Annotated in this window: 16 protein-coding genes; 1 reads left to right on the top strand and 15 read right to left on the bottom strand. The window is 70.6% G+C overall.

The features are described 5' to 3' along the window. The 7 genes from ygfZ to ACTWQJ_RS14250 form a co-directional block, all read right to left on the bottom strand. Window positions 1-958: CAF17-like 4Fe-4S cluster assembly/insertion protein YgfZ (gene ygfZ / locus ACTWQJ_RS14280; protein WP_443307003.1), on the bottom strand; the 958-nt coding region annotated here is incomplete at its 3' end. A 10-nt stretch (window positions 959-968) separates the two neighbouring features. Beyond that, window positions 969-1,409, bottom strand: a complete 441-nt coding sequence (locus ACTWQJ_RS14275; RefSeq protein ID WP_224735952.1) for a Fur family transcriptional regulator — start codon at window positions 1,407-1,409, stop codon at window positions 969-971. A 31-nt stretch (window positions 1,410-1,440) separates the two neighbouring features. Beyond that, window positions 1,441-2,016, bottom strand: coding sequence for an FABP family protein (locus ACTWQJ_RS14270; RefSeq protein ID WP_443307002.1), 576 nt, complete (start codon window positions 2,014-2,016; stop codon window positions 1,441-1,443). Window positions 2,017-2,061: 45 nt separating this feature from the next. Continuing rightward, a complete protein-coding gene (locus ACTWQJ_RS14265; RefSeq protein ID WP_263494624.1) occupies window positions 2,062-2,196 on the bottom strand; it encodes a hypothetical protein in 135 nt (44 codons plus the stop codon). A 56-nt stretch (window positions 2,197-2,252) separates the two neighbouring features. Beyond that, window positions 2,253-3,110, bottom strand: coding sequence for a hypothetical protein (locus ACTWQJ_RS14260; protein WP_443307001.1), 858 nt, complete (start codon window positions 3,108-3,110; stop codon window positions 2,253-2,255). Continuing rightward, entirely contained in the window at window positions 3,107-3,949 is an 843-nt protein-coding gene (locus tag ACTWQJ_RS14255) for a hypothetical protein (RefSeq protein WP_443307000.1), read from the bottom strand. Before ACTWQJ_RS14255 ends, ACTWQJ_RS14260 begins: the two co-directional genes overlap by 4 nt. Beyond that, complete coding sequence (locus ACTWQJ_RS14250; RefSeq protein ID WP_443306999.1) at window positions 3,946-4,677, bottom strand: hypothetical protein; 732 nt, start codon at window positions 4,675-4,677, stop codon at window positions 3,946-3,948. The genes ACTWQJ_RS14255 and ACTWQJ_RS14250 overlap by 4 nt, the downstream gene beginning before the upstream one ends. A 102-nt stretch (window positions 4,678-4,779) precedes the next feature. On the opposite strand from ACTWQJ_RS14250, the gene ACTWQJ_RS14245 reads away from it, so the two are divergent. After that, window positions 4,780-5,142, top strand: a complete 363-nt coding sequence (locus ACTWQJ_RS14245) for a DsrE family protein (protein WP_224738116.1) — start codon at window positions 4,780-4,782, stop codon at window positions 5,140-5,142. Between the two features lie 374 nt (window positions 5,143-5,516). On the opposite strand, the gene ACTWQJ_RS14240 is transcribed toward ACTWQJ_RS14245, so the two are convergent. From ACTWQJ_RS14240 to ACTWQJ_RS14205, 8 genes are all read right to left on the bottom strand, one after another. Next, a complete protein-coding gene (locus tag ACTWQJ_RS14240) occupies window positions 5,517-5,777 on the bottom strand; it encodes a DUF3099 domain-containing protein (RefSeq protein ID WP_443306998.1) in 261 nt (86 codons plus the stop codon). An 88-nt stretch (window positions 5,778-5,865) separates the two neighbouring features. Next, entirely contained in the window at window positions 5,866-6,153 is a 288-nt protein-coding gene (locus ACTWQJ_RS14235; RefSeq protein WP_010351646.1) for a DUF1416 domain-containing protein, read from the bottom strand. A 53-nt stretch (window positions 6,154-6,206) separates the two neighbouring features. Continuing rightward, window positions 6,207-7,046, bottom strand: a complete 840-nt coding sequence (locus ACTWQJ_RS14230; protein WP_443306997.1) for a sulfurtransferase — start codon at window positions 7,044-7,046, stop codon at window positions 6,207-6,209. A 124-nt stretch (window positions 7,047-7,170) separates the two neighbouring features. After that, window positions 7,171-7,251: a putative leader peptide gene (locus ACTWQJ_RS14225; protein WP_350310325.1), complete on the bottom strand. Its 81-nt coding sequence runs from the start codon at window positions 7,249-7,251 to the stop codon at window positions 7,171-7,173. Window positions 7,252-7,449: 198 nt separating this feature from the next. Continuing rightward, a complete protein-coding gene (locus tag ACTWQJ_RS14220; protein ID WP_443306996.1) occupies window positions 7,450-8,184 on the bottom strand; it encodes an LmeA family phospholipid-binding protein in 735 nt (244 codons plus the stop codon). Between the two features lie 99 nt (window positions 8,185-8,283). After that, the gene (locus ACTWQJ_RS14215) at window positions 8,284-9,468 is read right to left on the bottom strand and encodes a hypothetical protein (RefSeq protein WP_443306995.1); all 1,185 of its coding nucleotides are present in this window, start codon (window positions 9,466-9,468) and stop codon (window positions 8,284-8,286) included. An 8-nt stretch (window positions 9,469-9,476) separates the two neighbouring features. Further along, window positions 9,477-9,731: a MoaD/ThiS family protein gene (locus ACTWQJ_RS14210; RefSeq protein ID WP_443306994.1), complete on the bottom strand. Its 255-nt coding sequence runs from the start codon at window positions 9,729-9,731 to the stop codon at window positions 9,477-9,479. A gap of 68 nt (window positions 9,732-9,799) precedes the next feature. Next, entirely contained in the window at window positions 9,800-10,663 is an 864-nt protein-coding gene (locus tag ACTWQJ_RS14205) for an alpha/beta hydrolase (protein ID WP_443306993.1), read from the bottom strand. Between the last annotated feature and the right edge of the window lie 150 nt (window positions 10,664-10,813).

Below are 10,813 nucleotides of genomic sequence, written 5' to 3'. Positions count from 1 at the left end.
CGACGACTACCTCCTGGGCCGCTGCCGTCGTGTCTGCGACGAGTCGGGCGTCCACCGGGACGTTTCGCTTCACCAGGGCGAGGGCGATCGGGCCCAGTTCGTGGTGGCGTACGGACGTCGTGACGAAACCGATCTTGCGGCCGTCGGGGCCGTCGTCCGCGAGGCGCAGCTCGGTGCCGTGCGGCGGCAGGTGCACCTCGCTGCCGTCCAGGTGCAGGAAGACCAGCCGGCGTGGCGGCTTGCCCAGGTTCTGCACCCGGGCGACGGTCTCCTGACCCCGGTAGCAGCCCTTCTGGAGGTGCACGGCGGTGCCGATCCAGCCCAGCTCGTGCGGGATGGTGCGGTGGTCGGTCTCGAAGCCGAGCCGCGGCCGGTGCTGTTCGACGCGCAGCGCCTCGTACGCCAGGATCCCGGCCGGGGGACCGGCCTTCTCGGCGTACGACTCAAGATCCGCGCGCGGCAGGAACAGATCACGTCCGTACGCCGTCTCCCGTACGACGGTGCCCTCCGGCACCTCGGCGATCGAACCGGCCGGCAGGTGCAGGACCGCGAAGTCGGCCGTCCGGTCGGCGACCTCGACCCGGTAGAAGAACTTCATCGACTCCAGGTATGCGATCAGCGCGTCCTGGGTGCCGGGTTCGATGTGCGCCCAGACGGTCTCGCCGTCGTCGACGAGATACAGCGCGTGCTCGATGTGGCCGTGCGCGGACAGGATCAGCGCCTCGGTGGCCTCGCCCGGGGGCAGCTCGCTGACGTGCTGGGTGAGCAGCAGATGCAGCCAGCTCAACCGGTCCTCGCCGGACACGGTGATGACGCCGCGGTGCGAGAGGTCGACGAAGCCGGTGCCGCCGGCGAGGGCGCGCTGCTCGCGGAACAGGTCGCCGTAGTGGGCGGCGACGCCTTCGTCCACACCCTCGGCGGGGACGGCGCCGGGCAGGGACAGCAGGGGGCTCTTCATACGCCCAAGCCTACGACTCGGTAGGTGAACTCCTCGCGGCCGAGCAGTCCTTGCACCGGCCGAAGATCGCGAAGTGCTTCATGTCGGTGTCGAAGCCGAAGCGGTCCCGCAGCTTGGCGGTGAAATCGGCGGCGACCTCCACATCGGCCTCGATGACGTTCGTGCAGTCGCGGCAGACGAGGTGGAGATGGTGGTGCCGGTCGGCCAGGTGATAGGTGGGCGCGCCGTGCCCGAGGTGCGCGTGGCTGACCAGCCCGAGTTCCTCCAGCAGCTCCAGGGTCCGGTAGACCGTGGAAATGTTGACCCCCGACGCCGTCTTCCGTACTTCCACGAGGATGTCGTCGGGGGTCGCGTGCTCCAGGTTGTCCACGGCTTCGAGCACGAGCTGCCGCTGCGGCGTCAGCCGGTAGCCGCGCTGCCTCAGGTCACTCTTCCAGTCGGTGCTCACCACACTGGAAGTCTAGAGCCAGATCAGGAAAGGCCTACTTGAAGAAGGCGATGCCGTCGTCGGGGAGGTCGTCCGGCAGGGCCTTCGCCCAGCGCTCCACGTCCTCCGGGGTGACTACCTTCTTCAGCTGGGCCGACATGTACGGCCGCAGCTCGACCTCGGGGGTCTGCTTCTCGCCGACCCACATCAGGTCGCTCTTGACGTAGCCGTACAGCCGCTTGCCGCCGCTGTAGGGGCGGGATGCGGCGGTGCGGGCGACCGCGTCCGTGACCAGGTCGATCTGCGGCTTCTGGTCGGCCAGCTCGCCGTACCAGATCTCGATGACGCCGTCGTCGCGGGTCATCGTGACCTCGACCTTGCGGTCGGCGTCGATCCGCCAGAAGCCGTACTCGGACTCCAGCGGCCTGACCTTGTTGCCCTCCTGGTCCAGCACCCAGGTGTGGGAGCGGTACTCGAGGAAGTCCCGGCCGTCGTGCGTGAAGGTGACCTCCTGCCCGAAGTTGCACTTCTCGGCACCGGGGAAGTCGTGCACGCCCGCGCCCGCCCAGTTGCCGAGCAGGAAGGCAAGCGGGACGAGGTCCTTGTGGAGGTCGGACGGGATCTCGATCATGATCAGCTCAGAAGTCTCGTACGTCGGTGATGGCTATGGCGATGGTCAGCGCTGGCCCTGGTACAGCTTCTTCACGGCCAGACCGGTGAAGGCGAGGACGCCGACGCAGACCAGGACCAGAAGGACTTCGAAGAAGACGATCACGGGATGCTCCTTGGTGAGCGGAGGTGCGTGTTGCACGGGGCCGGGCCCCAGCTTACGCGGGTGGAGCCCGGCGCTCCTTGTGAGGTACGCCCTCAGCCGAGCAGCTGGCTCTGCAGGACGACCGTCTGCTGGAAGGGAACGGCCGGCACACCGCCCTCTCGGGACTGCACGATCACCGCGTAGACGTCGCCCGCGGAGAGGTAGGCCTGGCGGACCTGCTGGGCGCCGTACGGCTTCGGCTCGAAGTAGGCGGTGCGCTCGATCCCGGCCACGGCGGCCGGCTCCGGGAACTCCTCGTCGTACGCGGCGTCGTGGGCGCCGCGCAGCGGGTAGGTCGGAGTCGTGAACGCGACGGCATCGCTCGCGATCTCCGACTCCACCATCTGCGCCGTGCCGAACTGGAGCAGGTAGACCCGGGTCCGGGTGCCGTCCGGCGTGGTCCAGCCGCGGGCGGCGATGTGCCGCAGGCCGGTGTCGACCAGCTTCTGCCGCAGCGCCTCCCGGTCCTCCTCGACCGCGTACTCCGCCAGGTAGTCCTTCGTCGCCAGCCAGCCGTTCGAGCCGCGCAGCGCCTTGTCCTCCCTCGCCCCGGCGGGCGCGGGCAGCACGAGGGCGCGCAGATCGGCGTGGTGGGCGCCGGCCGTGTTGCCGTCGGCGAACGGCCCGGGGCTGCCGGAGGGCAGCGGCGGCCTGGTCAGCTCGGGGTAGGCCCAGCGCCCGTCCGACTCCGTGGCGAGGCCCGGGACGTCCGTGCGCTCCATTCCCGCGATCCCGTACGCCGTGGCCGTGCCAACGGCCGCGAACACGGCCACGGCGGCGGTCCAGCGCCCTACGGCCCGCAGGACCCGGCGGTCCCGGGACGCTGGGGCAGGGGCCTCGGGCGGCTGCGTGGGCTGCGCGGGCGGCGCGAGGTCGGTCAGCTGCTCGGACTCGGTGGTCTGGTCGTTCATATGGCCTTCCCCGGCTCGGCGATCCGGTCGAGTTGGGTGCGCAGGAACTGGGCGACTCCGTCGGTGTCGAGCGGCTTCGCGCCGTCCGCGGTGGCGGTGACCAGGACGTCACCGACGTAGGCGGTGCAGAAGATCAAGTCGAGGTCCTCGTGATCGCCCCCGGGTGTCCGGAAGCACTCGGCCTCCTCATGACCCTTGATCTTGGGCCCCTTGCGGCCGCCCAGCAGGCCGAAGAGCTCGCGCTGGGACCTGGAGATGTCACGGACCGCGGTCCTGTTCTCCATCTGGGCGAGCTGGACGGTCACCTCGAAGATGCCGTCGCGCCAGTAGCGGCCCGGGTCCTGGCTGAAGTAGCTGCGCATCGCCATGCCCTTGATGCGCTGCCGGTCGATCTGCTTCTCCAACTCCTTGCGCACCGAGCGGGGCAGCCCGCGCAGGGACTCCTTGCGCAGCGCCGTGGCCTGGGCGCCGTTGAGCTGCGCGTCGGCGCCGAACTCGCCGATGTCGGGGCCAGGGGCCCAGCCGTCGGTGCCGTAGGGCACGAGCACGCCGGCGAGTCCCTTGGCAACCGGCTCCTTCTTCTCCTCGGCCGTGACCTTCGGGAACTTCCAGCGCGGGGCGCCCGCGTCCCGGTCGGCGTCCCGTACGGTCACAACGGTCATGCCGACGCCGGCGATCAGCGCGCCGACGAGCAGCACGCAGCCGGCGACGGCCGCCATACGCCCCCGCCGTGCGGGCCTTTGGACCGGGGCGACGCCCGCCTCGGCCTCGGGTTGGGGCTGAGGCCGGTTCTCCGGCTGCGGCTCCGGCCGCTCCTGTGGTGATTCGCTACCGCTCACAGCCGCTCCATCTGCCGCTCGGCCAGGTCCAGGATCGTCTTCTTGGCGATCGGCCGGTCGCCGTAGATCCAGATCTCCATCGCGATATCTCCACGCCAGGCGTGCGCCTCGGCGCTGTACAGCGGCTCGTATCCGGGCTCGGTGTCCGGCCGGGTGTGGACGTAGGCCATGCCGTCGCCGGTGCCGGGGATGCTCCAGCTCTCGGTGTCCGGGTCGCTCTCGGCCCAGTCCTGGTGGTTGTTGGCGGAGTCGGCCGCCGCCAGCGAATCCTCCTGCCGGAACTGCACCAGCCGGATCTCCACGTTGTACGAGCTTCCGGCCTCCCACCCGACGACAGCCGCCCGGCGGAACTCGTCCGCGACGAGATCGTCGAACTTCTCACCCGGCGCGGTGAAGCTGTCTGCGTATGCTGCAATGTCCATCCAGCCGTCGGACGCCAGCCAGTCGGCCTCCTTCGTCCCGGCCGGCTTCTTCAGCAGCAGCTTGCGCAGGTCGCCGTCGGTGCGCACGGTGCGGTCCTGCGCGGCCGACAACGGCTCGGGGGCCGGACCGGTCGCCTGCGCCATCACCGGCTGGGACAGCGGCGGCAGCCTCGTCGGCTCGCGGTCGGCCTGGACGAGGTAGCCCGCACAGGTACCGGCGAGCAGGCCGAGCGCGGCGGCACCGGTGAGGAGCAGGGCGGTGCGCCCGCGCCGCCGCGGCCGGGGTGGCTTTTCGGGATCTTCCAAGACGTCCCCCCACAGAACGTGAAGCGTGGATTCCGTATCCGCGCGCACAGGAGACTCACGGCCCGCGCAGGGAGTTGCATCCGCGTTGATTACGATTCGGCCATGGCGAAGAAGCTCGTGATCAAGGTGACGGCGGGGGCCGATGCCCCCGAACGCTGCTCGCAGGCGTTCACGGTGGCGGCGGTGGCCGTGGCGAGTGGCGTGGACGTCTCCGTGTGGCTGACCGGCGAGTCCGCGTGGTTCGCCCTGCCGGGCCGCGCGGCCGAGTTCGAACTGCCGCACGCGGCGCCGCTGCCCGACCTGATCGACTCGGTCCTGGTGGGCGGTCGGCTGACGCTGTGCACCCAGTGCGCGGCCCGCCGCGACATCACGGAGAAGGACGTCATCGAGGGCGTGCGGATCGCAGGCGCGCAGGTGTTCGTGCAGGAGTCCCTGGCAGACGACACCCAGGCGCTCGTTTACTAGGGCGTACTCGGGCTTGCTAGGGCGCGTCCGGGCCCTCCTGCACCCACAGGACGACCCGGCGGGGCACCCGCCGGGTCGTTCATGGGCGTCGCGCGTGTCAGCACCACGGTGGACAGCGTCTCTGACTGGCCTACCGATCCCCAGTGTTGCTCAGGGATGTGAGCCAATCGCCTTCGTGCCCTGGTACTGAACGGCAGGAGCCGTCAGCCCTCGTGGCACGTCCCTCCGGACGCTGGTCAGCCAGGACGTACACCCCGACCGAGGAGGGTGCCCGACGTCGCCTGGGCGCCGGGCATGCACGTGACAGTCTGCCACGGGATCGCTACGGATCGCTAATCTGACTGGTGAGCCTCGTAGGCGACATGCACGTCTTCCTACCGCGGCCGCTTCTTGCCGTCCAGCTCGTCCCACCACTCGTCGGACTGCGGGTCCCCGGAGGGGTCGTCCCACCAGCGGTCGTCGGGGCCGCGACGGTTGGCGATCATCGCGGCGACGGGCGGGATGACCATGGCGACCACGCACATGGCCACGGCGGCCGCCGTCGACCACAGGCGCACGACGCCCCAGGCCAGGACGAAGAGCGTGAGGCACGTTCCCATCAGGGCGAAGTAGACGTGACGCCGCCGTGCGTACATGACTCCAGGGTAGGTCCGTAACGCGCCGAAGGACCGCGGCCCAGGTGTCCAACCCGGGGGCCGCGGCCCTTCGTCGTACGGGGTGCCGTCAGACCGCGATCGCGACCTCCGCCAGGCCGCCCTGCTGGGCGACGACCGTGCGGTCGGCGGTGGCGCCGGGGACGAGGGCGCGGACGGTCCAGGTGCCCTCGGCCGCGTAGAAGCGGAACTGGCCCGTCGCGGAGGTGGGGACCTCCGCCGTGAACTCGCCGGTCGAGTCCAGGAGGCGGACGTAGCCGGTCACCGGCTCACCGTCACGCGTCACCTGGCCCTGGATGGTGGTCTCACCGGGCTTGATCGTCGAGGCGTCGGGGCCGCCGGCCTTCGCTCCACACATGTCGTTTCTCCTGAAGAGGTCCAGAAAGGCCTGGAAAGGTCGGTCGGGGTCGGTTACTTGTTGGCGCCGAGCTCGATCGGCACGCCGACGAGGGAGCCGTACTCGGTCCAGGAGCCGTCGTAGTTCTTGACGTTCTCCACGCCCAGCAGCTCGTGCAGGACGAACCAGGTGAGGGCCGAGCGCTCACCGATACGGCAGTAGGCGATGGTGTCCTTCGCCAGGTCCACCTGCTCGTCGGCGTAGAGCTCCTTGAGCTCCTCGTCCGACTTGAAGGTGCCGTCGTCGTTGGCGTTCTTCGACCACGGGATGTTGCGGGCGGTCGGGACGTGCCCCGGACGCTGCGACTGCTCCTGCGGCAGGTGCGCCGGGGCGAGCAGCTTGCCGGAGAACTCGTCGGGCGAGCGGACGTCGACCAGGTTCTGCGAACCGATGGCGGCGACCACGTCGTCACGGAAGGCGCGGATCGAGGTGTCCTGCGGCTTGGCCTTGTAGTCGGTGGCGGCGCGCTCCGGCACCTCCTCGACCAGCTCGCGGGCGTCCAGCTCCCACTTCTTGCGGCCGCCGTCGAGCAGCTTGACGTTCTCGTGGCCGTAGAGCTTGAAGTACCAGTAGGCGTACGAGGCGAACCAGTTGTTGTTGCCGCCGTAGAGGATCACCAGCGTGTCGTTGGCGATGCCCTTCGCCGAGAGGAGCTTCTCGAAGCCCTCCTGGTCGATGAAGTCGCGGCGGACCGGGTCCTGGAGGTCCTTGGTCCAGTCGATCCGGATGGCGTTGCGGATGTGGTTCTTCTCGTAGGCGGTGGTGTCCTCGTCGACCTCGACAATGGCGATGCTCGGGTCGTCCAGGTGCTCCTGCAGCCAGTCGGCGTCTACCAGGACGTCGCTGCGGCTCATGCTCTTTCTCCTCCGGGGCAGTTGCGGCGGGGCGTGCGAGTGCGAGGGTGCGCTGATGCCGGGGTCGGCACGGCGCACGGATGCCCTGAGCAGGGCAGGGGAACGCGGAAGTCGGAGCTTCCGCTCAGAAGGTGCGACAGAGCATGGCGGCAACGCGGCACAGGTCTACTGCCCGCCGCTTCGTGAGATCCGCCTGTCGCTTCATGGGCTCGATCGTAGGGACGGATCAGCGGGCGTGTCACCGGCGTGTCGTATTCTGAGACACGATCGTCCGGGATGTGGGATCAGATGCGTACCCGAGCCGCCGCGGAACGGCATCCGGGCGCGGGGACACCACGCGGCAACTGCCGTACGGACACGACCGTCTCGCCTTTCGGACAGCCCCGGTCCGCCACCCGCCGTTCTACCCGGCGAGCCGGACGTTCGAACCCTGCACCGTGATCTCGACACCGTTCTCCGCCGCCTCGACCTTGTCGAGCTGGATGCCGCCGGGCAGCTCGTCGATCCGCTGCTCGAAGTCGGTGATCGCCCGGATCCGTGACTCGCCGACCTCGACGCCCCCGAACGAGGGCAGCGCGTCGGCGCTCACCCGCACGGTGTCGCCCTCGGCCTTGACGGAGCTGAGCACGGAGACCGGCTGGGGCAGCTTGGTGCCGAGGACCGTTGCCTCGACCGCGACCTTGATCTTGCCGTTGCCGCCGTCGGACAGGCCCACGACCTCGGCGGTGACCCCGGGCGCGACCTGCGTCGGCTCGGACTTGGCGGTCTTGAGCAGCTCGTCGTAGGTGATGCTCGCGGTGCCGGTGGCGCTGGCCGCCGTGGCGGAGCTGTAGTCGCCGGAGAACTCGACGCCCTTCATGTTCGCCGTCAGGTCGTCGATGCGGATCCGCTCACCGTCGCCCGCGGCCGCCTCGTAGTCCTTGATGCCGACCTCGACGTCGTCCAGCGTGCCGCCGGCGACCTGGGTGAGGAACGGGAAGCCGTTGATGGACACGTCCGGGGTGGCGGCCAGGTTCTCGGTGGTCTTCAGCCGGTCCGCGGCCTCACCCTCGGCGAAGTTCACGGCGAGGCGGTCGGCCGCCACGAACAGTCCGCCGAGGACCACGACGACGATCAGAAGTATTCGCAGCGCGCGCATGTTCCCCCACCTCGGCGGTCTTCAGGTCGACGGTCACGGTAACCCCACCGGGAAGGTGCACCGCGGAATTGTCGATCACCTGTGACAACAGGCCGTGCCTCAGACCAGCGCCCGCCCCAGCACCCACACCACCGGTGCCGCCACGCTCAGCGGCAGCGCAACGCCCGCCGTGAAGTGGACGAACCGGGACGGGTAGTCGTAGCTCGCGACCCGGTGGCCGATCAGCGCGCAGGCGGCGGCCGCCGCGCCCAGCAGCGCGCCCCCCGTTCCCACGTCCGTCATGCTGCCCACCGCGATACCCGCACCGGCCGCGGCGAGCAGCGCGACGACCACGGAGGCCGGCGTGGGCAGTGGCAGCGCGCGGGCGAGAACCGCCACGGCCACCGCGGCGGCACCGACCATGACCGCGTCCGGCTCGGCGGCGAGGTAGCCGCCCGCGACGATGGCCAGCGCGGCCGAGACGACCGTCGCCATCAGGCCGTACATCCGCGTGTCGGGGTCGGCGTGCGAGCGCAGTTGCAGGACCAGCGTCAGCAGGACCCAGACGCCGAGAGTGCCCAGGATCGCGGCGGGCCCGTGGTCACGGCCTGCGACGAGCAGTGCCGCGTCGGCGGTCAGCGCGCCCGCGAACGCCAGCGCGATGCCCTGCCGGGCCGGCCACATGCCGTTCAGCCGGAACCAGCCCGCGGCGGTGACCGCCTGCAGGACGACGAGTGGTACGAGCAGGGCGTACTCGCCGAGCGCCGCCGTGCCGGACAGCAGCAGGCCGAGCAGCGCGGTGAGCGCGGCGGGCTGCATGCCGGGCTCGATGATCGGGGAGCGGCCTTCGAGGCGGGCGCGCTGGGCGTCGGTGATGCGGGCGTTCCCGGCGATGGTGGCGGGGCCGTAGGCGGGGCCCGTGGAGTCGGCGGCGGGCGGCGCAGGCGTCGGTTCGGGCGCCGTGGGCCGGTCCGGCTGGTCCCACCCGGCGTTCGCGCTCTGCGGGGGCAGGTACTGGCCGGTGGTCCCGTACGCGGGCGACTGCGGCGGCAGGTACGCCGTCTCGGCCGGGTCGACGGCGGCGACCGGCGGGTGCACGTCCGTCTCCCAGGTCTGCCCCTGCCACTGCTGCGTGTACTGCTGGGCGGCCTGCGGATCGTCGTACGACTGCGGGTGCCCGGGCCACGCCTGGGGGACCTGGGGCTGGGATGCCTGCTGCTGGTACGGGTCGTAGCCCTCGTACCGGCCGTCGTAGGACCCGTCGTAAGAGCCCTCGTACGGACCCTGATACGGCTGGTTGCTCATCGGTGTGGTCACCCTCCTGCGAACGGCGGGAGCACCTCGACCGTGCCGCCCTCGGCCAGCCGTACCGTCTCATGCCCGCGGGTGCCCACGGGGTCCCCGTCGATGAGGAAGGAGCATCGCTGCAGGACGCGCGTCAGTTCACCGGGGTGTCGCTCGCGCACGGCGTCGAGCGCCTCGGCGAGCGTGGCCGCGTCGTACGGCTCCTCGGCGATCCCGGCCGCGGCCTTCGCGGCGGCCCAGTAGCGCACCGTGACCTTTGCCATCTCGTTCCTCTGGTCCATTCGGCGGTGAACACCGCTTGTCCTGTCGTTCGGCGGTGAACACCGCAAGGCTAGCCCGCCCTGCTGACAGCCCAGTCCCCGATACGGGCGAGGAGTTCGTCGGGGGCGGCGTGCTCGGCGTGGCCCATGCCGGGCTCCAGCCAGAGTTCGCCGTGGTCGCCGGCGGCCGCGGCCAGCATGTGGGGGTGGTCGACGGGGAAGTAGCCGTCGCGGTCGCCGTGCACGATGAGCAACGGGGTCGGTGCTATCCGGGGAACCGCCTCGACCGGGGACAGCGGGACCGGGTTCCAGTCCCGGTGGTGGATACGGGTACGGAAGCCGTAGCGGCCGACCAGCCGGCCCGCGGGGCGGGTCACCAGCCAGTGCACGCGCCGCATGGACGCCGTGCCCCGGTAGTACCAGCGGGCCGGCGCGCTCACCGACACCACCGCGTCCGTGCGCCCCTCGCGCTCCCCGCCGTGCAGCGCCGCGTGCCGCAGCACCACCGAGCCGCCCATGGAGAAGCCGACGGTCACCACGCGCGCGTGCCCGAGCCGGCGCGCCCAGGTCACCGCGGCCGCCAGGTCGAGCACCTCGCGGTCGCCGACGGTCGACCGTCCGCCCGACGCCCCGTGGCCCCGGAAGGAGAAGGTGACGACGGCGCCGTACCGGGCGAGGGCCCGCGCCACCCGCCGGACGTGCGGCCGGTCCGCGTCCCCGGTGAAACCGTGCGCGACGACGAACACCGGATGGCCGAACGGGGCCGTAAAGGTTTCGTATACGACGTCACCCGGGTCGTATACGGCGTCGATCGTCACACCGTCGGCGGTGCGCAGAAACGTCCGCAATGGTGCGGGTCTGCTCATCCCCGGCGTCTCATACTTCGGACGAACGGTGGTGGATCGTGCCACATGACCTGCCGGACCGTTGCTCATGTGGGCTATTCTGCTGGGCAGAGGACTCGGGCAGCGTAGCCCCGGGTCCTTTTGTGCTTTCGGAAGCGTTGTATACGAAGCGGGAAACCGCAGGTGTACGGGGCCCCGGGATCGCAGCGCAGTACCGCAAACGTCCTCGCAGGGACCGAG

This window comes from Streptomyces sp. KR55 (genome assembly GCF_052245645.1).
In the GTDB taxonomy this organism is placed as follows: Bacteria; Actinomycetota; Actinomycetes; order Streptomycetales; family Streptomycetaceae; genus Streptomyces; species Streptomyces flavusporus.
This window is presented reverse-complemented; position numbering and strand designations above follow the sequence as displayed.

Excerpts from the sequence above, each read along its gene's own strand:
- ACTWQJ_RS14270 (WP_443307002.1), bottom strand. The coding sequence starts at position 2,016 with ATGATCGAGATCCCGTCCGACCTCCACAAGGACCTCGTCCCGCTTGCC.
- ACTWQJ_RS14260 (WP_443307001.1), bottom strand. The coding sequence starts at position 3,110 with ATGAACGACCAGACCACCGAGTCCGAGCAGCTGACCGACCTCGCGCCG.
- ACTWQJ_RS14245 (WP_224738116.1), top strand. The coding sequence starts at position 4,780 with ATGGCGAAGAAGCTCGTGATCAAGGTGACGGCGGGGGCCGATGCCCCC.
- ACTWQJ_RS14240 (WP_443306998.1), bottom strand. The coding sequence starts at position 5,777 with ATGTACGCACGGCGGCGTCACGTCTACTTCGCCCTGATGGGAACGTGC.
- ACTWQJ_RS14235 (WP_010351646.1), bottom strand. The coding sequence starts at position 6,153 with ATGTGTGGAGCGAAGGCCGGCGGCCCCGACGCCTCGACGATCAAGCCC.
- ACTWQJ_RS14230 (WP_443306997.1), bottom strand. The coding sequence starts at position 7,046 with ATGAGCCGCAGCGACGTCCTGGTAGACGCCGACTGGCTGCAGGAGCAC.
- ACTWQJ_RS14225 (WP_350310325.1), bottom strand. The coding sequence starts at position 7,251 with ATGAAGCGACAGGCGGATCTCACGAAGCGGCGGGCAGTAGACCTGTGC.
- ACTWQJ_RS14220 (WP_443306996.1), bottom strand. The coding sequence starts at position 8,184 with ATGCGCGCGCTGCGAATACTTCTGATCGTCGTCGTGGTCCTCGGCGGA.
- ACTWQJ_RS14215 (WP_443306995.1), bottom strand. The coding sequence starts at position 9,468 with ATGAGCAACCAGCCGTATCAGGGTCCGTACGAGGGCTCTTACGACGGG.
- ACTWQJ_RS14210 (WP_443306994.1), bottom strand. The coding sequence starts at position 9,731 with ATGGCAAAGGTCACGGTGCGCTACTGGGCCGCCGCGAAGGCCGCGGCC.
- ACTWQJ_RS14205 (WP_443306993.1), bottom strand. The coding sequence starts at position 10,663 with ATGAGCAACGGTCCGGCAGGTCATGTGGCACGATCCACCACCGTTCGT.